This is a genomic window from Bdellovibrio bacteriovorus, assembly GCF_025558485.1.
Taxonomy (GTDB): Bacteria; Bdellovibrionota; Bdellovibrionia; order Bdellovibrionales; family Bdellovibrionaceae; genus Bdellovibrio; species Bdellovibrio bacteriovorus_G.
In genome coordinates, this window is the sequence record NZ_CP102930.1 from 1,657,737 (window position 1) to 1,676,178 (window position 18,442).

General features: G+C 50.6%; 16 protein-coding genes. 8 read left to right on the forward strand and 8 right to left on the reverse strand.

Features of this window, described 5'->3' with window-relative positions; all coding sequences use genetic code 11:
• Window positions 1–48: 48 nt before the first annotated feature.
• From EZJ49_RS08265 to EZJ49_RS08280, 4 genes are read right to left on the reverse strand one after another with little or no spacing between them, the layout of a single operon-like run.
• Window positions 49–1,506: a sensor histidine kinase gene (locus EZJ49_RS08265; protein ID WP_262555892.1), complete on the reverse strand. Its 1,458-nt coding sequence runs from the start codon at window positions 1,504–1,506 to the stop codon at window positions 49–51.
• A complete protein-coding gene (locus tag EZJ49_RS08270; protein WP_262555893.1) occupies window positions 1,484–2,167 on the reverse strand; it encodes a response regulator transcription factor in 684 nt (227 codons plus the stop codon). Before EZJ49_RS08270 ends, EZJ49_RS08265 begins: the two co-directional genes overlap by 23 nt.
• Window positions 2,148–4,265, reverse strand: coding sequence for an LTA synthase family protein (locus EZJ49_RS08275; protein ID WP_262555895.1), 2,118 nt, complete (start codon window positions 4,263–4,265; stop codon window positions 2,148–2,150). The genes EZJ49_RS08270 and EZJ49_RS08275 overlap by 20 nt, the downstream gene beginning before the upstream one ends.
• Window positions 4,266–4,300: 35 nt before the next feature.
• Window positions 4,301–4,696 carry a hypothetical protein gene (locus EZJ49_RS08280; protein ID WP_262555897.1) on the reverse strand — a complete coding sequence of 132 codons (396 nt, stop codon included), beginning with the start codon at window positions 4,694–4,696 and terminating at the stop codon, window positions 4,301–4,303.
• A gap of 93 nt (window positions 4,697–4,789) precedes the next feature.
• Between EZJ49_RS08280 and EZJ49_RS08285 the strand changes: the two genes are divergently transcribed.
• The 4 genes from EZJ49_RS08285 to pdxH are packed head-to-tail and all read left to right on the forward strand — an operon-like array spanning window position 4,790 to window position 7,692.
• Window positions 4,790–5,035: a twin-arginine translocase TatA/TatE family subunit gene (locus EZJ49_RS08285; protein WP_262555898.1), complete on the forward strand. Its 246-nt coding sequence runs from the start codon at window positions 4,790–4,792 to the stop codon at window positions 5,033–5,035.
• Window positions 5,032–6,084 (forward strand): selenide, water dikinase SelD, encoded by a 1,053-nt coding sequence (selD, locus tag EZJ49_RS08290; protein WP_262555900.1) that lies wholly within the window; start codon window positions 5,032–5,034, stop codon window positions 6,082–6,084. Before EZJ49_RS08285 ends, selD begins: the two co-directional genes overlap by 4 nt.
• On the forward strand, window positions 6,074–7,102 hold the full coding sequence (gene mnmH / locus EZJ49_RS08295; RefSeq protein WP_410468750.1) for a tRNA 2-selenouridine(34) synthase MnmH: 1,029 nt from the start codon (window positions 6,074–6,076) through the stop codon (window positions 7,100–7,102). The genes selD and mnmH overlap by 11 nt, the downstream gene beginning before the upstream one ends.
• A complete protein-coding gene (pdxH, locus tag EZJ49_RS08305) occupies window positions 7,102–7,692 on the forward strand; it encodes a pyridoxamine 5'-phosphate oxidase (RefSeq protein ID WP_262555902.1) in 591 nt (196 codons plus the stop codon). Before mnmH ends, pdxH begins: the two co-directional genes overlap by 1 nt.
• Window positions 7,693–7,727: 35 nt before the next feature.
• Here the strand turns inward: pdxH and EZJ49_RS08310 are convergent, their stop codons facing one another.
• The 4 genes from EZJ49_RS08310 to EZJ49_RS08325 all read right to left on the reverse strand — a co-directional run bounded on the left by EZJ49_RS08310 (window position 7,728) and on the right by EZJ49_RS08325 (window position 10,152).
• Window positions 7,728–8,297 carry a GNAT family N-acetyltransferase gene (locus EZJ49_RS08310; protein ID WP_262555904.1) on the reverse strand — a complete coding sequence of 190 codons (570 nt, stop codon included), beginning with the start codon at window positions 8,295–8,297 and terminating at the stop codon, window positions 7,728–7,730.
• On the reverse strand, window positions 8,269–8,577 hold the full coding sequence (locus EZJ49_RS08315) for a hypothetical protein (RefSeq protein WP_262555906.1): 309 nt from the start codon (window positions 8,575–8,577) through the stop codon (window positions 8,269–8,271). The genes EZJ49_RS08310 and EZJ49_RS08315 overlap by 29 nt, the downstream gene beginning before the upstream one ends.
• 115 nt (window positions 8,578–8,692) lie before the next feature.
• Window positions 8,693–9,082 carry a Co2+/Mg2+ efflux protein ApaG gene (apaG, locus tag EZJ49_RS08320; protein WP_410468751.1) on the reverse strand — a complete coding sequence of 130 codons (390 nt, stop codon included), beginning with the start codon at window positions 9,080–9,082 and terminating at the stop codon, window positions 8,693–8,695.
• Between the two features lie 101 nt (window positions 9,083–9,183).
• Window positions 9,184–10,152, reverse strand: coding sequence for an endonuclease/exonuclease/phosphatase family protein (locus tag EZJ49_RS08325; RefSeq protein WP_262555934.1), 969 nt, complete (start codon window positions 10,150–10,152; stop codon window positions 9,184–9,186).
• A 184-nt stretch (window positions 10,153–10,336) separates the two neighbouring features.
• Here EZJ49_RS08325 and EZJ49_RS08330 point away from each other — a divergent pair, with 184 nt between their 5' ends.
• The 4 genes from EZJ49_RS08330 to EZJ49_RS08345 all read left to right on the forward strand — a co-directional run bounded on the left by EZJ49_RS08330 (window position 10,337) and on the right by EZJ49_RS08345 (window position 18,409).
• The gene (locus tag EZJ49_RS08330; protein ID WP_262555909.1) at window positions 10,337–11,881 is read left to right on the forward strand and encodes a M17 family metallopeptidase; all 1,545 of its coding nucleotides are present in this window, start codon (window positions 10,337–10,339) and stop codon (window positions 11,879–11,881) included.
• 256 nt (window positions 11,882–12,137) lie between these two features.
• On the forward strand, window positions 12,138–16,718 hold the full coding sequence (locus tag EZJ49_RS08335; protein ID WP_262555911.1) for an Ig-like domain-containing protein: 4,581 nt from the start codon (window positions 12,138–12,140) through the stop codon (window positions 16,716–16,718).
• Between the two features lie 94 nt (window positions 16,719–16,812).
• Complete coding sequence (locus tag EZJ49_RS08340; RefSeq protein ID WP_262551551.1) at window positions 16,813–17,361, forward strand: hypothetical protein; 549 nt, start codon at window positions 16,813–16,815, stop codon at window positions 17,359–17,361.
• Window positions 17,362–17,467: 106 nt separating this feature from the next.
• On the forward strand, window positions 17,468–18,409 hold the full coding sequence (locus tag EZJ49_RS08345) for a YeiH family protein (protein WP_262551552.1): 942 nt from the start codon (window positions 17,468–17,470) through the stop codon (window positions 18,407–18,409).
• The last annotated feature ends 33 nt before the right edge of the window (window positions 18,410–18,442 follow it).

Sequence of the window (18,442 nt, forward strand, 5' to 3'; positions counted from 1 at the left end):
AACAAAGAAAGCCTAACAAAGGAGGTTAAAACCCTAATTAAAAACAGATTAAATGTTTTTAATTTCAAACATAAATTTCGCGCCGGACCCCGAGTGATTTTCAGCACTTAGGCGGGCGTTGTGGAGGATGGCGATTTTTTGTGCAATCGCCAGTCCCAGACCAAAGCCCTTAACCCGGGTTTCCATATTAGACCCGCGCGAGAAGCGCTCGAAAATCAGCGGCAGTTGTTCAACGGGAATACCGGGGCCGTTGTCTTCGACAATCAGTGCGGAGGTCTCTGTGGTGTGGTGAAGCGTGATGGAAACCACTTCGTTATTGGGTGAATACTTGATGGCATTTTCCACGATGTTCACGATGAGATTTTCCAGCAGATCATTGTCCCCGCGAATCAGGCGGTGGTCTTCACCGGGCTCATTGTTGATGGTGACTTTCAGTTTGATGTTTTTGGATTTAGCCAGTTTCTCACAGCGAGCTAACGCTTCAAAAACCAGTTCATCAAAATTCAAGTCCTGCAAATTCATGGCGCCAATTCCGGCATCCACCCGCGCCAGTAGCAGCATTTCCTGCACGATACTGGACAGACTGTCCACTTCCTGCAAAGCACTTTTAATAAACTGATCGACATCGCGATGTTCTGTTTTTTGCAAAAGCTCCAGCTCGCCACGCATGATGGTCAGTGGTGTCAGCAGTTGGTGAGACGCATCCGCGACGAAGCGTTCCTGGCTTAAAAACGCCTGCTGAATACGGTCCAGCATTTCATTTAAGGTCAGTGACAATTGTTTGATTTCGTCATTGGCGTGGGGAACTGGAACCCGCTTTGACAGTTCACTGGCTTTGATTTCCTTGGTGATGTGAATGATGTTGTTCACAGGCTTGAGGGCGCGTGCAGACAGGAACAAACCACCAAAGGTGGCAACGATCAAAACAATGGGAATCCCCAGTTGCATCAGAGTCAGACGCTTTTGGATCTGAGTTTCCAGCAAGGTCATGGGCACAGCAATCTGCAAAAGCAACTGCGGCTTGGCGGCATTGTCCAGCGGGAAGGAAATCAGGCGATAGGAATCCGCTTCAGCAGATGGGATGTTGCGAATGTGTTCAATGGTGCGGTAGGTGGCTTCTTCACCTTTCCAGATGCGTTCAAAATCTTTTTTATAGGGCGGATTGAATTCACCAAAATTTCCCACCCGGGCCAGCACCGCGCCGGAGCTGTGGCGAACTTGAATCAAGGCTGTTCCCAAAGGAAACGGCAGGATTTTTCCGTGATCCAGACGCAATGGCGGAAAGCTTAAATCCCCTTTGATGCCGATTTCAATCCCGTCGGAAACGTCCACGCAGTAGTTGAACAAGGCATCGTCAAAATCCTGCTGAAGATTATCAATCATCATTTGAAACAGGAACATATTAAAGAACACGGTCGTTGTTCCGAAGATCAGAACAAAGATCAGCGACAGGCGCAGACGGATGCTGAAACTGGAAAGAAAATTACGAATTTTCTTTAAGAACATAGCCGGTGCCCACCACAGTGTGAATCAAGCGTTTCGGGAAGGGGGCATCAATTTTTTTGCGCAACAGATTGATATAGACATCAATCACGTTGCTTTCAGAGTCAAAATGGATGTCCCAAACATGTTCAGCGATGGAAACGCGTCCCAAAGGGCGTTCCGGATTTCGCATAAAGTATTCCAGCAAGGCAAATTCTTTGGAGGTCAGGGAGATATCCTGGGAAGCTCTGCGGGCTTTGCGCTGGATCAGATCCAGCTCCAGATCAGCATACTTTAAAACGTTGGAGGCATTGCCGTTGGCCGGTGTTTTACGGCGCAAAAGGGCGCGCACGCGGGCGTGCAGTTCGTCGAAAGAATAGGGCTTCGTCAAATAATCGTCAGCCCCGGCATCCAGCCCGTGAACTTTGTCTTTGGTGGTGGAAAGAGCCGTCAGCATCAGGATCGGTCCGTCAAAACCGTCGCGACGGATGTGGCGGGCGGTATCAATACCGCTTTGATCCGGCAGCATGACATCCAAAATCACCAGATCGTAATCACCTTGTGCCATATAGGATTCAGCAGCCGATCCGCTTTCGGCAAGATCAACGGCATAGCCGACCTCGTTCAGGCCCTGCTTCAGGAAGTTCGCCATCTTTACCTGATCTTCAACGACTAGAATCCGCATGATCCACGGGTCCTTTCTGATCTTGTTTTTCTTTCATGAAATAGTAATCCAGGATGCTCATCAAGGATTTGTATTTCACAGCCAGTTGTTTTTTATGTTCAGTGCTTTCACCGCGCACCAGACGTTCAAAGCGACCTTCCCAGTCCAGCGCCTGATCGTCGGCTGCTTTGCCGGATGCCAAAACCCCGCCGGTACGATCCACGATCAGGTTGGAATTGTTGACGGCAAAGTCACCGGTTTTGCCAAAAAGATCACGTCCCAGGGAATAGTAAGGGACTTCTGACAGCGCCAGATTGTAAAGAGTCGGAGGAATGTCCGCCTGTGATCCGAAAGCCTCCGGGTCCATTTTTTTACGAATGGCCGATGGCATATACAGATAGAAGGGCACAGAGCCTTTTTGCAGAAGCTCTTGTTCGGTGAAGTTTACAATCCAGAAGGTGTGATCACCAGTGATGGCAACGATCACCTTGTCTTTTAAAGGCGAGTTTTTAAGTTTCGCCATGAACTGGGCCAGCTTGTCAGAGGAATAGCGATAAGTTCTAAAACGTTTTTCCGCCAAAGAGGCATCGCCAATCAAACGGCCTTTCAATTCTGCCGGAGCCGTCAGTGCGGGCGCCTGATACGTGCTGGGCAGCTGATAAGGCGGGTGATTTGTGGTGGTCATCGTCAGCAGGAACTGAGGGTCCTTGGCATCCGACAGTGTTTTAAACACGTAATCGAAAAGATCCTCGTCATAGATACCCCAGTCGTGTTTTTCCTTGAGTCCCCCCAGGCCTTCGGCGATTTCATTTTCGCCGTCCACGGCATCGAAACCCTGTTGGAAGGCGAATTTATTCACTTCGCGCCAGCCGGGATTCCCGCCGTACAGAAACCTTGCTTTGTAGCCCGCACTTTTAAAGACCCGTGCCGGACTGGAACGGAAAGGCACTTGCAGATAGCCACTTTCAGTCAGGAACTCGCTGATCGGTCGCTGTGGGGAGCCAATCATCAGACAGCTTAAACTGCCAATGGTGGCATTGGTGCTGGACAGGAAATGTGTCAGATAAGTGTCCTGTTGCAGGTGTTTTTCAAAATCCCCCAGCAGGTTGAATTCCGGATGGTTGTAATTGAACCAGTAGGCCCCCATGGATTCCATCACCAGCAGCAAAACGTGCGGACGTGTTTTTTCCGCCCAGAGGTTTTTGGGGGTGGTTTTCTTCATCAACTGCAAAGGATCGGCAGGAACCTGAGCCTCGGGAATCTGATAGAAGTCGGCAAAGGCCCGGCGATAGTTTTCACCATATCCAAAGTGGCGCAGGTTGCTGTCCCATTTGGAATTTTGCTGGGACTTAAGCTCCATCGCACGGGTCAGCGCGCGCACACCGTTGAAGCTTAAGTGATTTACAAAGATACTTTTGGAAATCCCGGTGTCCATTTCACTCAGCGGGAACAGAGCCAAAGAACCCCGGGCTCCGACACCGTTTAGAACAAACAAAACAAAAAAGAACAGCACAAAAACCGGGTAAGAGATCTTTTGTATTCCGGCGGGAAGCCATTCCCGGCCTTGGGTGAAATTGATCTTGAGCCCCTTCCACAGCAGATAAGTGAAAAGGCCCAGGCCCAGAATAATCCAAATGATCGGGTAGTTGCTCCACATGGTTTTGGTCAAAGCCCAGGTGTCGTCTTCAAAATATCCAAAAATCAGAACGTTGATGCGATCCTGATAGAAGCTGTAAAAACCAAAATCCACGGCCGAGAAAAACATCACGATAAAAAGCATCACCGTGTAGTACGGGATCAGGAATCTGGAAAAACGTGAAAACAGCGGATTCAGAACCGGGGTGAAACCCTTCCAGAAAGTGAAAAGGCTGAACAAGAAAAGCAGCAGCAGGGGAATGGCATTGATATAAAACAAAATCGTGCTGTCAAAGCGTGAACCCAGCACGAAAGCTTTGAAAACATCACCGGAAAGCCCGGACAGTTCGCGGGAATCCCCAAATGTCAGCATAAAGGCCCAGCGCCACAGGAAGCCAATAAACAGGAAAACGACATTCACGATCAGAATGCGTTTAAGATAGAGCCAAGACTGATTGAACCACTGTGCACGAACGTTTTTCATGGAGGAAGTGAAAGTCTCACTTCCCGGGCTTAGGATCAATCTGGAATTTTACCGAAATCCCATTTCTGATTAGGGTCTTCAGGCACTTGGAAACCGCCGCCTTTGGCTGCCGCTTCAACCGACTTGATGCGCTTTTCGCTGTCGGCAGTGACAGACACCGCCGGGCCCCCGGGCTTGCGGGACTTTTCCAGCATCTGCACGATTGCGCCATATCGCGGCAAAGAGCGGGGGACTATATAGGCTCCCTTGGCTTTGTCGCCTTCAAAGAAAACTTCAACTTCGTCAGAGATATCGCGCACGACGCGAACCTTGGCGGAAAAACTTTCCGTTTTTTCGGGTTCGGCTTCCTGTTCATAGATGGAGGTATTGATCTTCTTGCTTTGGGCCTGCGCATCACCCGTGAGAAGCAGAACCATGATGAAACTCAGCATTGTATTTCCCCCTTTCTCAATATAATGCACCTCCTTTTGTTGCCGCGCAATAGGCCTTATGCTAGGGTTTGTGGGATCTAACGAGGAGACCTTATGAATTTGGGTTGGACTGAAATTCTTCTTATTGGCGGTATCGCTTTGCTTCTTTTTGGGCCAAGCAAGCTTCCCAATTTGGGACGTTCTTTGGGTGAATCCATTCGTGGCTTCAAAAAAGGCCTGAATGAAGATCCCACTGACGAGCGTGAAGCAAAACAGCAGATCTCTCAGAATCAGCAAAAGCCGATGAATGAGCAGACTCAGCAGACTGAAGAGAAAAAAGACTCTCACAAACAGTCATGAGCTCTTCAAAAATCGCCCTGACTCAGACCGTGCAAAAGGGAGGTTGTGCCGCCAAGGTGGCTGCCTCTGAGCTAAGAAACATTCTGCAGCAGGTGAAGTTTCCTGCGGCTCACCCGGCCTTGATGGTCGATGGCGGACTGTTTGACGATGCGGCGATTTACAAAGTGAACGATGACATTGCTCTCGTTCAAACTCTGGATTTTTTCACTCCTATTGTCGATACCCCGAAACTTTTTGGTGAAATTGCCGCAGCCAATGCGCTAAGCGATGTTTATGCCATGGGTGGAAAACCCAAAACAGCCATGGGGATTCTGGCGTTTCCGATTGCGACGATGCCTTCTGAAGTCATTGTGGATGTCATGCAAGGGGCCAGTGACAAGATTGCTGAAGCCGATGCGAATTTTGTTGGCGGGCATTCTATTGATGATGACACCTTGAAGTTCGGTCTGGCTGTGACGGGTTTTGTGAACCCAAATTTTGTCTGGTCCAATGCGGGGGCTCGCCCCGGGGATCATCTGATTCTGACCAAACCCTTGGGGACGGGAACTTTGACGGCCGGATTGAAACGTCTGGAAGCCAAAGAAGAAGATATCATGGAAGCTTTGATCAGCATGGCCACAGTTAACAATGCTGTGGACTATATGACTCCGCACCTGCAAAAAGAAGTTCATGCCGCGACCGACATCACTGGTTTTGGTCTGTCCGGGCATTCGATGCAACTGGCGAAGGCCAGCAAGGTCAGTTTGCGAATTTCAGTGGCGAAGTTGCCGCGTTTCCCGAAGGCGCTGGCCTTCCTGGAAAAAGGTTTCCTGACCAAAGCGCACCGATCCAACGCCCAGTACACCGAAAAAGATGTGAGTTTTATGCAGGTCGATGGCCTTCACAAACTTTTGGCCCATGACCCGCAAACCAGCGGTGGCTTGTTGCTGTCCGTGTCTGCGGCGGTCAGTGGTGAAATGGTTCAGGCCTTGCGTGCCAAGTTTAAATCTGCTGAGATCATTGGAGAGGTTTTGCCTCTACAGGATAAAGCGGTGATTTTTGAGTCTTAAGAATATCAAACCCGATCAACTCAAAGAACTTTTTTCCCGGAACATTCCGTTGGTGGATGTGCGGGCCCCTGTGGAGTTTCGTCAAGGCAGTCTGCCCGGGGCTGTGAATTTGCCCATCATGAATGATGAAGAACGCGCCAGTGTGGGAACCACCTACAAGCGCGAAGGTCAGGACGCGGCCGTGCGTTTGGGCTATTCTCTGGTTTCAGGCGCCGTTAAAGAAGAACGTGTGAAGGCCTGGAGGACTTTTTTTGAAAAGCATCCCGGGGCGATTCTTTACTGTTTCCGCGGGGGAAAGCGTTCGCAGATTACTCAGCAGTGGTTGCAGGAAGCCGGGCTTTCGGTGCCGCTGATCACCGGGGGGTATAAGGCGGCCCGGAATTATCTGATGAAACAAATCGATGAGTTTTCCGTTCGCCATGAAATGCTGGCTTTGTCGGGGCCGACGGGCAGTGGGAAGACGCATTTGCTGCATCGCCTGCGGGACCGTTACCCGTTGTTGGATCTGGAGCATCTGGCCCGGCATCGTGGTTCGGCTTTTGGGGCGATGGATGGGGAACAGCCGACTCAGATCGACTATGAAAATCGTCTGGCGCGGGAGCTGATTCTTCTTGAGGACAAAATCAAGGGTGGAATCAAACCTGTGGTGGAGGATGAAAGCCGTCTGATTGGCCGGATCTATCAACCAGCGACTTTCTTTATCCGTCTGCGTGCTTCGTCGGTGGTGTTTGTGGATTTGAAGCCCAAAGGCCAGCGTGGCAAGTCGGCTGCAAACGGTGAACAGTTCGACTCTTCTTACGACCGTGGTCAGCCTGCAGAATTCCCGGTTGGCGGCGTTATCCCAGGCTGGACAGAAGCTCTTCAGTTGATGAAAATTGGCGGCAAGGCCAAGCTTTTCATCCCACCTGAATTGGCTTATGGCCCATCCGGTCGCCCAGGCATTCCGCCAAACTCTGTTCTTGTATTCGACGTTGAGCTGATCGACATCGTTAAACAAGACACTAAGAAGAAGAAATAATGTTCGACTTCAACAAAGACCCTTTTGAGCATTTCGACCGCCTGATGAAAGAGGCGGTCGCAAAGCAAATCCCGGAAGCCAACGCGATGTCGGTGGCCACCGTGGATGAAAAGGGTGTGCCCTCCGTGCGCATCGTCTATCTTAAAGAGGTGAGCAAGGGGGGCTTTGTTTTTTACGGGAACTACAATTCCCATAAAGGACATGATATCGAGGCCAACCCGATGGTGTGCCTCAACTTCCACTGGCCAGCTATCTGGCAACAAATCCGTATCACAGGTAAAGCTGAAAAAATTTCTGCCGCGGAAAGCGATGCTTACTTTGCCACGCGCGCGCGTCTGAGTCAGATCGGTGCCTGGGCTTCCCACCAAAGCGAAGAGATCCCGGACATTAACTGGCTGTCCCGCCGGGTGCAGGAATACGAAAAACAATTCGACGGTCAAGCCGTGCCACGCCCACCACACTGGGGCGGCTGGCGAGTGATTCCTACTGAAATTGAATTCTGGTTCGGCCTGGGCGGTCGTCTGCACGAACGCTACATCTATCAGCGCACGGCGGATGGTTCCTGGAACCGCCTGATGCGCAGTCCTTAGGTACGCCGTACCTTTTTGGAGTGCGCCGCATCGAGCTAGCGGTGTTCTTCTTTGGTAAGGGCCCAGATTTCCATGTCCTGCCACTTCTTATGCACTAGCAGACGACGTTTGCTAAGACCTTCTTTACGCATCTTCAGTGCTTTGGCGACCTTGATGGATTTCTTGTTGGTCGGCGCAATGCCGGCTTCCACGCGATGAAGTTTTAATTTTTTAAAAGCGATATCCAATGCGCCTAAGCTGGCTTCCTGGGCAAAGCCGTATCCCCAATAGGGATTGAAAATACGATAGCCCAGATAAGCATTTTGAAAAACCGCGCGGGAAATATCCATCAGACTGACGTTGCCGATCAGCATTCCGTCGTCTTTTAGAAAAACACCGAAAGAATAAAAGTGATCTGCATTTCGCTGCTGTTTTTCGTTTTTCAGAAGTTCTTTGAATTTCTTTTTAGTCAGCTCGCTGTCGGCCCAGTTGGTTTCGTCCCATTCATTTTGTGGGGGATTCATGCTGGAATAAGCCTGCACCCAGTTTTCATAATCAGTTTCTTCCAGCGGGCGCAGGATCAGGCGGGCGGTTTTTTTATAAAGAGGCAGATCTATAGACTTCATTGCTGACAAGTCTAAGAGGGATGCGTTTTAAGTTGCAATAGAAATAGGTCAAATTGTGCGAACTGCGCACCACCGCTGTGTGGGATTCATGAGCCACCATTTTGACAGTGATCTTGACGGGGTGGTCTTTTTTGATTGCCACCAGTTTTGGTGTCACGTAACGGGTCTTTTGATCTTCAACCCAGATTTCTGCGCCCTCTTGTTCAGAGATCACCATGCACAGGCACATTTCCGGTTTTTCCAGACCCAAGAGTTCTCGCAAGTTTTTAAACCATGCCATACAGCCTCCCGTAAACTGCCAGAGGGTTTAGCACAGCTTTATTTTTTAACTCCAGTGAAAAGGGTAAAACTGGACCTCGAAAATGTTCCGAAGAAATAAGGGGATTATGAGGGAATTAATGCAGCGCCAAAGGGGCCACAAGATAGAACTCGGGGATTTCTACGCTGAAGCTTTCGCCATTTTCCGCCACGAAAAAATAGCGGCCCAGCATACTGCCAGTGGAGGTGTTTAGCGGGCAGGCGCTGTCGTATTCAAAGGTTTGCCCGGGGTGGATTTTAGGTTGCAATCCAACAACACCAGGTCCACGGACTTCCTCTTTTTTGCCTGCGGCGTCTGTAATGATCCAGTGACGGCTCATCAGTTGGGCCGGGGAAGATCCAATGTTTGTGATAGAGATTTTGTATGCAAAAAAATGATAACCCTTTTCAGGATTGGACTCTGAAGGGACATAAACGACTTTTGCCGAGATTTGAAAATCTGGGACCGATGTTTTTTGCATGCTCATACGGGGATCAGAATAATTCTTTCCCTGACTTCCGGCAAGGGCAAGAGGTACGCCGTACCTTTTTGCAACACGGCGCACTCCAAAAAGGTACGGCGTACCTTCTAGCGAAGTGGGAGGCGCTCCAATTCGAAAACTAGCGGATAATGATCTGATGGCAGGTTGAGTTTTGCATCCATGTTTCGTGGGATGTCGTGTTCCATTCCGAATTCGTCCTTATAGCGGTACACTTTGCATGATCCCGGTTTGATGAAGGCCTGCAATGATGGTGGAGCAAAAACGAAATCAATCTGGCGTCCGTCGGCCCGAGAGCCGTTGCGAACCTGATAGAAAGTGGCTCGTTCTTCCGGCGTCAAACCGGCCGCTTCCAGAACGTCACGAAGCTGTGTGCGGCTGTAAAGGTCTTTAAATTCCTCGTCCGTACCCAGTGAGCTGGCATTGCCGTTAAAATCACCAGCCATCATGACCGGAACTTGCGGGTGGGTCTTTTCTAGTTCCGCATAAATATCCAGCAGGGTTTTAAGCTCTGCCTGACGGCGTTCAAAACCATTGGGATCAATGCGCTCCGGGTCCAGGCGGGATTTAAGGTGCGTTAACAGAATGATGAGGAAGGGCTTGTCCTGATCGCTCTTAAACAGCTTCAGCTCCACAACGTCCCGGGAAAACTTATGGCTGGTGGTGATTTTGCCGCCCTTGACCGGATAGCCGTTGCTTAGACTGTCGCGCTCATGGGGGTACAGATAGTTGATCAGGCGATTTTTATTGGATTGCAGGTCGAAATAAAAAGGCAGATTTTTGCGGATCAAAAAACCGACGTCAATATTGCGTTCCGAGTTTCCTTCAATAAGACAGGGGGAATAGGCGTCATCCATAAAGAGAAGGTTGAAGTTATTCAGGGACTCCAAGCCGCCGACTTCGCACAGCATGACGATGTCGGCGTTGATGTCCTTAAGTGCTTTTGCGATTTCTTGCGTTTTGCGAAGGGGCTTATTTTCGTAAACCGAAGTGGACAGGCGCTGCCACTGAGCTTCCTTCAGATTCAAGACATCCTTGGACGGAGTTCCATCAAACATCAAAAACAGGTTCTCTGCATTGAGTAAGCAAAATTTTAGGTTTGTGGTCTCGGTCCACGTCATATTATGATTTTACGGAACATACCGCCCTAGAAGCCACCCTAAAAACACCGCTGCTGCATCGCTTCGTATGCTGGCAGCTTCAGGAGGCTTCTTTCGCATTAAAATAAAAGTGAGGCAGACAGTGGCTAAAAAAGCGGCTCCGGCAGCAAAGGTATCCGGCAAACTTCAGTTCCAATCCTGGATTGAAACTTTCGACTTCGGGAAAGAACTTAAAGTAAAAAATGAGATTACAGGATACGTTTATTTCCTGGGGGTGGATGACACTGCGAAGTTTTCTTCGCTGGTTCAAGCCCACGCATTAGAGTGGCAGGCAAAATCCTTGAAACAAAGTGAAAAGGAAGTGGTTTCCTTCGTCGGCAGTCAGGGGCCGGTTTGGATCTTGCGTCCGCGCAAAAAAACAACGGTGGGACATGATGGTCTGATTGATGAAGCGGCTTACACTTGGGCGCGCGATCAGTTTGGTTCTTTGGCGGCTCATTTCAAAGCTCAGCAAATCAAAGCCGTGCAAATCGAATTCCATGGCACGGAAGGCATTCAGGATTTGGGGGCTTTGACCGGTATGGATATGGCGGCGTACAGCTTCCGTCAATTTGTTGACGGCAAACAGCTGGTGGATTTGCCAAAGGTGGCTTTGAAAAAATCATTGGGAGCCTGGGACAAGAATGTTGTGAAAGAGGCCAGCTTGCGGGCTCGCGCCGTCAATGTGGCTCGTCACATGGTGAATCTGCCTCCGAATGATCTGAATCCAAAATCTTTCGCAGAAATGGCGACCAAGCGTTTGGGGTTCCCGAAAAACACCAAAGTGACTGTATGGGACACTAAAAAACTGGTTCAGGAAAAAATGGGTCTGCATGTAGCGGTCGGCCAGGGGGCTGAAAATGGACCTTGCATGGTTCACCTGAAATACCGTCCGACGAAAAAGTCGTCTTTAAAACCTGTGGCCTTTGTTGGTAAAGGGATCACTTTCGACACGGGGGGGTTGGATATCAAGCCTTCTTCGGCAATGCGCCTGATGAAAAAAGACATGGGCGGGGCCGCCAGCGTGATCGCTTTGGCACAATGGGCGGCGGACAGCAATTATCCGGGTCCTTTGGATTTCTATCTGGCACTGGCTGAAAATGCGGTGGACGGAAAATCATTCCGTCCAAGTGATGTCATCACGGCTCGTAACGGCATGAAAGTGGAAATCGACAACACCGATGCGGAAGGCCGTTTGGTTCTGGCGGATGTTTTGGATGTGGCCTGCACGCAAAAAGCCGCCGATGAAGCAGAAGTGGTGATCGACGTGGCAACCTTGACGGGCGCTATCAAAGTCGGCCTGGGTGCTGAAATTGCCGGTCTGTTTTCAAACGATGATGAACTGGCGACGGCCTTGACCAAAGCCGGTCAGCGTGCCGGGGATTTAAACTGGCGTATGCCGTTGTTTGAAAAATACTGGGGCGATCTGGCATCCCCATTTGCGGACTGTAAGAACTCCGGTGGCGGTTTCGGCGGAGCCATCACGGCAGCGTTGTTCCTGCAAAGATTCGTGCGCGGTAAAAAATGGGCGCATCTGGATGTTTATGCCTGGACGGATAAGGCGCAAGGGGCCTTGCTTTCCAGTGGTGGCAGTGGCCAGCCGGTCCAGTGTCTGATCGAGTTCCTGAACGCTCGTCTTACCAAGTAGTTTTTTAGCAGGTGTGCCCTCGAATAACGAGGGCGCCTTCTGTTCCCGTTCTGAGATTTTGCACTTTTTTGGAGCAGAAAAACCATCGCATTCCGTGAATCAGCTTTAGGGGCCCTTAAGGTTGTCCGTAAAGTAAGTAATGACAAAATCTCGGCACGTCCACGGCACCTTTTTAAGTCTCCAGTCCACGGTCCTATTCGGACTGTTAGCGTTCTTTTTATCGGGCTGTACTTTGTCCGCCGAACTCAAAGGAAAATTGGCTTCTTTAATTTCCCAGACACCTCCTCAGGTGGTTCTGACCTCTGTGATCCAAGCACATTCCAGTGTCTCTTCGTGGGAAGTCTCTGTTCAATTGTCAGAAGAACTTCTGGGGCTTGAAATCAGTGATTTTGAAATCACTAATGGAACTCCTTCAAGTTTAGTACAAGTCGATGCGAAAACCTGGACGTTGCAAATCACTCCCACTGCGGATGGAGCGGTCACGGTCGTTCTGCCGGAAGATAAAGGTGAAGGTCGTTTTTCTGCAGTTCCCAATAAAGCCTCTAACAGTCTTTCTTTTATCAGCGACCGAACCCCACCTCAGGTGACGCTGGGATATCTGGGGGCGAATCCCACCAATGTTTCTCCAATCTTGGTGGATGTGATCTTTGACGAAGATTTGGCGGAAGTGCCGGACTTAAGTGATTTCTTGGTCGTCAACGGAACCGCCACAAATCTGACGGGTAGTGGGAAGGTTTATACTGTGGAAGTTGTTCCCAGTTCTTCCAGTGCCACGGTGGGGTTGGTGTATCAGGCGGATCGCGTTCACGATCTGGCTGGAAATTTAAATCTGGTTTCCAATGATGTGACGGTCGCCTTCAACAGCAATCGCCCCACGGTCACCTTAGGCAGTACGGCACTGTCGTCTGTGAATACGACGGATATCACAGTGACGGTATTGTTCAGCACTTCTGTCACGGGTTTTGATGCTTCTGATTTAGAACTGACAAATGCGGTGGTGTCCGGTCTTTCCGGCAGTGGTGACAGCTATAGCTTTACCTTGACGGCGCTTTCCCCTGGGACTTTTTCCGTTAAGGTGAAAGACAGTGCCGCCGTGGATGGATCATCGAATCCCTCTCTGGCCTCCAATGTTCTTTATCGTGTTTATGATATAACCGGCCCGACGGTGACGCTCACAAAAACCGAGACCAGTCCGACCACTCAGGCCAGTGTGGTTGTAACGTTGACGTCCAGTGAGATTTTCTCAAGCTCGCTATCGGCCAGTGACTTTACGGTCACCAATGGAACCATCACGGGGCTGACAGGTGGCGGGACCAGTTATTCTTTCACCGTCACAGCCACCGACGAGGGAGCTGTGAGCGTGCAATTGCCAGCATCCGCGAAAACGGATGTGGCAGGCAATGGGAATGCGGCCTCCAATACTTTGACTTGGTATTATGATCTGTTTGCTCCCAGTATGACCATCACGTCCGTACAGGGAACCACGACAGGAACTTCTCCTTTCGCCGTGGAGTTTGAAGCCAGTGAAGCCATCGGTGGGTTCACGGCCTCGGTTGTGGCAGTGACTAACGGCACGCTGGCTAATTTTGTCAGTGTGGATGGAACCCACTGGACGGCGGAGGTGACTCCGGCCGCACAGGGAAATGTCACGATCTCCATTGCGGCAGGAAGCTTTACGGACGGTGCGGGAAAAGACAACACAGCCTCTTCATTGACTGTTCTTTTTGACAGCGTTCGTCCGACGGTGGTGCTGGCCGGGGGCTGGGGTTACACGAATACCGTACCCCTGACTGTCACCGCCACGTTCAGTGAAAATGTGACGGGCGTGACGTTGTCAGATTTTGTGTTTGTAAATGCCACAGCGACATTGACCGGCAGTGGCAGCAGCTACACCTTGACCGTGACTCCTTCCGCAGAAGGTCTTTTCAGTGTCACTCTTCCCGAACATGCGGCTCAGGATGCTGCCGGAAATACATCCCAGGCTTCAAATACACTCTCTACTAATTATGATATAACTCCGCCCACCGCCGTGATTGTGGCCGATGCGGGTTATTACAATTTTGACTCTCCAATTCCTTTGACCGTGACGTTCAGTGAACCTGTGACGGGAGCTGGAACCGGGGATTTCACTGTTACGGGCGGAACCTTGTCGGGATTTACAGGCAGTGGGGCTATTTATACCATGACTTTTACCCCGAATGGGGCGCCAGCAACGGGAGTGAAGACGGTCTTTCTGAAAGCCTCCGCAGTGTATGACCTGGCAGAAAACCTGAACACAGTGGTGTCTCCAACGGCAGAATTTTATTACGACAATACACCTGTGACGATTTCCCTGGCTCAAAAGGAACAGGTGATTGAAGAAACAGACGGCGCTGTGAAGAATATCACTGTGAATCTGAGCATCGCCAAACCTTATGATGTTGACGTTTTCTATCGCACGTTGGGAACTGCGGTGTCAGGGATGGATCACGATATTCCGGCTTCCGGTTCTGTGCATATTCCGGCAGGTGCCACCAGTGTTAATTTGCCTTTCCAGGTGTCTGCGAATGGCGGTTCCAATGAAAACAAGTACGCGCAGTTAAACTTATACTATGCGAACACCCCGGCCGCCACGTTCTCGAATCAGTATCAAAGCCGTGTGCTGATTCAGGATGTTGATAATGTCACGCGGGCCACAGCCGCAAAGGTGGTGGTCAGCAATGAAAACCGCTGTGTGCTGACCTCAGCGGGCAAGTTAAGATGCTGGGGAGCCAACAGTAACGGCCAAGTCGGTGATGGAACCACGGAAGTGCGGGATTTCCCCGTGGATGTGGATGCGACAACGACTTACAGTGATATTTCTTTGGGATATCGCCACGTCTGCGGTTTGACTGTGGATGGCGATGTTAAATGTTGGGGTGGCAATGGATCGTCTCAACTGGGTGATGGTTTGACGGCCTCCCGCTCACTTCCCTTTACGGTGGACAGTGGCTATTCTCAGGTTTCCGCCGGGGATGATTTTACCTGTGGAATTAAAAATGGTGATGTCTATTGCTGGGGTAAAAATTGGGGCGGACAAATGGGTGTCGGCACCACGGGTGGTACTCGCACAGTGCCGGGCCTGACGCTGGATCAGGCGGCGGACTTTGTCGAGGTATCGACCGGCAGTGACTACGCCTGTGCGATTAATACGGATAAGGAACTGTATTGCTGGGGGCAAAATCTGAATGGTCAATTGGGTGACGGAACCCAGACCGCAAAGACTCTGCCGGTGTTGATCGGAACGGGTTTTGTAAAGGTGCGCGCTCAGGCTGTGTCCTACGTCAATAAAACAACATGTGCTTTGAAGGACGATAAATTTATCTATTGCTGGGGAAGTAATGGCAATGGGCTGGTGGGCGATGGCACCACCACAGAAAGACTGGTGCCGACCGCAACCTTTGGCGGTTATGAATTTGACGATGTTTCCGTGGGGACCTTGCACGTCTGCGGAAAATTAACGGGTGGAGGTCTTCGTTGTTGGGGATCGAACTCTTATAACTGGAATTCTTTGGGTGGATTGGGGAATGGTGTTTATATCACCGGCACCACCACCAATAAGCCGGAACTGGTTTTAGGCGGCGACACCTTCACTTCGATGAGCGCGGGATGGAACGCCACTTGCGGTGTGAATTCTGTCGGACGTGTGAAATGCTCGGGAGATTTAAATCGTGGCTTTATGGCTGATCCGGCGGGGCACATTCGTCTGGTGCCTGCGGTTTCAGATCTGGGAGAAACCTACTCCAGTATGTCCACAGGTGCCGGCGGTGGATGTGGAATCACCTCGGCTGGTTTGCTGAAGTGCTGGGCAGGTTGGGATGGATATGACCCATCGTCAAGAACACGCTCTATCGGTGATGGCACAAATATTTTACGAACATCACCGGTGGTTATTGATCGGGGACGCATCTATACAGACGTTTCATCTTCCGGTTCACACAGCTGTGGAATCCGCGATACGGGCTTCCTGTATTGCTGGGGTAAAATCAACAATGGAGCAAATTATATCCGCCCGCTTAAAGTGGACGGGACCGTGACTTACAAGGCCGTTTCAGCAGGGGGCTCGCATTCCTGCGGGATCACGACATCGGATGTTCTAAAATGTTGGGGAACGAACACCAATGGTTCCATGGGTACAGGGTCTGCGACGTCGAGTTATGCGACTCCGGTGGTGATTGACTCTGGTGTGGCTTATAAGAAAGTATCTGTTGCAGGCTGGAATAGCTGCGCGATTACTGTTGGTGGCACTCTTAAATGCTGGGGATATAATTACTACGGTGCTGTGGGAGTGGGAAATAACGTGAATAGCTATAATCTGCCACAAGTAGTGATGGATGGGACAAAATTTATAGATATTTCCTTGGGCGGGGATTCTGCCTGCGCCCTCAGCGAAGACCAGGATCTATACTGTTGGGGTAAGGGAGATTACTACAGATTGGGCTTGGGTAACACCAACAACTACAATGCACCTCAGTTAGTGGCTTCAGGGACTAAGTTTGATTCAGTAATGGCTGGCGGCAACGCGGGTTGTGCGATTCGCTCTTCTGATAAGCGCGTGATGTGTTGGGGGACGAACAGTCCTTATGGAGTGCTGACGGGAGTCTTGGGAAATAATAACGTCGCGGCGACCACACCTCAGGCGATCTCAGACAGTGATTCGTATGTTTCTCTGGGTTCTCCGGGAGTATCGATGTGTGGTGTGACGGCAAGTCAGGTGCTTAAATGCTGGGGAAGCAATCGTTATGGTGGACTGGCCAACGATAGCGTCTTCCGCATGTGGGGTACCCCTGTTGACGTTACGACATGGATCTTTCCTTAGAGTCATTCTGACACTGAAAGAATTGGCCTTGAAATTGCTCTGGAAGTTTTTGCTTCTTCGATGGGGCGAAGAAGTCGAAACTTCGGGGGTTTTCATGATGTCAGCTATAAGAAATTCTTTGGTCCTTATGCTATCAGCAACTTGCTTCTTCTTCGCGCACAATGCAGGCGCTCAGGATCGCAACTCTCAAGAGCGTATCCGCGTTCTGGAATCCCGGGTTTATCAGCTTGAAAGCAGTCTTTCACAAATCAATCAACGTCTGGCCAATCTGGAATACGGCCAACGCCCTCAACCATTCCCGGAACCCGCACGGGAGGTGGCCTGCATGGTCACGGATACCGGCTATAACAAAGTCTTCCTGGGGAAGGGACGTATAAAACTGGAAGCTGAAGCCGCCGCTCGCGAGGCCTGTGGCAAAGCGGTGAACAGCGTTTACTGTAATGCGGCGGCCAAGTGCAGTGATCCTCAGAAAGACGCGAACATTCGCGGTGCCATTTGTGTGCTGACTGATACAGGTTACAATAAGACTTTCAAAGGCGAAGGCCGTTCATTGATCGAAGCGGAGTTCGCGGCCCGCAGTGCCTGCGGAAGTTCCGTGAATGCCGTTTACTGCACAGCAAGTCCTCGCTGCGAGACTTTCTAAAACTTTTTAAAATATTTTTTTGCAAAGACACGCGCCAATGGGAGCGTGTCTTTTTGTTTGTACCGCCTGCAAAATAGCCGCATAGTAGGGACTCGCGAGGTTGAATATGTTGGCGAGAATCCTGATTCCGTTGGTGGCACTGGTAAGTTTGGCTCCTTTTGTTTCTTCGGGCGTGGCCCTTTTTGCTGGCGTGGCCTTGGCACTGGCCTTCGGAAATCCTTATCTGGATTATACACGGAAAATTACTCACTCTTTATTGGGCATCGCCGTGATGGGGATGGGAGCCGGTATGGATTTGCACGTCATTGGACGAGTGGGGTTGCAGGGCGTGGGCTACACCGTTGTGGGGATTTCCTTGTCTTTGTGTTTGGGAATTCTGTTGGGGCGTTTGCTTAAAACTGAAAAAGACACCTCTGTTTTGATCTCTGTGGGCACGGCCATTTGCGGAGGTAGCGCCATCGCAGCCGTGTCCCCGGTGATTCGCGCCAAACATCATGAGGTGTCTGTGGCTTTGGGGACGGTGTTTTTGCTAAATGCTGTGGCGTTGTTTGTGTTCCCGCCACTGGGGCATTTCTTTTCTTTGACCGAGCACCAGTTCGGTTTGTGGAGTGCGCTGGCCATTCATGACACCAGCTCAGTGGTTGGGGCTTCCATGCAGTATGGCGCTGAAGCCTTGCAAGTGGGAACAACCGTAAAACTGGCACGCGCGTTGTGGATTGTTCCGGTCGCGTTCCTGGTTGGTTATGTGTATTCAAAAAAATCCAATGCCACCGGGGAAAAAGCCAAAGCCAAGCGTCCTTGGTTTATTCTGGGCTTTCTGATTGCCGCCGCCATCGTGACATGGATTCCCGTGTTAAAGCCTGCGGGGGAGGTGGTGAACTCCATTTCCAAGCGCCTGCTGGTTGTGACCTTATTCCTGATCGGGGCAAGCCTGACCCGGGAAACGGTGAAGAGTGTCGGTATCAAACCGTTCCTGCAGGGTGTGATTCTGTGGGTGCTGGTCGGCAGTGCTACTCTGGGTGCTATCTTGTTGGGATGGATTCACTAAATAAAAGCGACAAAGCCCCGGTTCCCCGGGGCT

Excerpts from the sequence above, each read along its gene's own strand:
- apaG (WP_410468751.1), bottom strand. The coding sequence starts at position 9,082 with ATGAGCATGCAAAAAACATCGGTCCCAGATTTTCAAATCTCGGCAAAA.
- EZJ49_RS08345 (WP_262551552.1), top strand. The coding sequence starts at position 17,468 with ATGTTGGCGAGAATCCTGATTCCGTTGGTGGCACTGGTAAGTTTGGCT.
- EZJ49_RS08315 (WP_262555906.1), bottom strand. The coding sequence starts at position 8,577 with ATGGCATGGTTTAAAAACTTGCGAGAACTCTTGGGTCTGGAAAAACCG.
- EZJ49_RS08275 (WP_262555895.1), bottom strand. The coding sequence starts at position 4,265 with ATGAAAAACGTTCGTGCACAGTGGTTCAATCAGTCTTGGCTCTATCTT.
- EZJ49_RS08325 (WP_262555934.1), bottom strand. The coding sequence starts at position 10,152 with ATGTTTGATGGAACTCCGTCCAAGGATGTCTTGAATCTGAAGGAAGCT.
- EZJ49_RS08340 (WP_262551551.1), top strand. The coding sequence starts at position 16,813 with ATGATGTCAGCTATAAGAAATTCTTTGGTCCTTATGCTATCAGCAACT.
- pdxH (WP_262555902.1), top strand. The coding sequence starts at position 7,102 with ATGTTCGACTTCAACAAAGACCCTTTTGAGCATTTCGACCGCCTGATG.
- EZJ49_RS08270 (WP_262555893.1), bottom strand. The coding sequence starts at position 2,167 with ATGCGGATTCTAGTCGTTGAAGATCAGGTAAAGATGGCGAACTTCCTG.
- EZJ49_RS08310 (WP_262555904.1), bottom strand. The coding sequence starts at position 8,297 with ATGAAGTCTATAGATCTGCCTCTTTATAAAAAAACCGCCCGCCTGATC.
- EZJ49_RS08285 (WP_262555898.1), top strand. The coding sequence starts at position 4,790 with ATGAATTTGGGTTGGACTGAAATTCTTCTTATTGGCGGTATCGCTTTG.
- EZJ49_RS08265 (WP_262555892.1), bottom strand. The coding sequence starts at position 1,506 with ATGTTCTTAAAGAAAATTCGTAATTTTCTTTCCAGTTTCAGCATCCGT.
- selD (WP_262555900.1), top strand. The coding sequence starts at position 5,032 with ATGAGCTCTTCAAAAATCGCCCTGACTCAGACCGTGCAAAAGGGAGGT.
- EZJ49_RS08280 (WP_262555897.1), bottom strand. The coding sequence starts at position 4,696 with ATGCTGAGTTTCATCATGGTTCTGCTTCTCACGGGTGATGCGCAGGCC.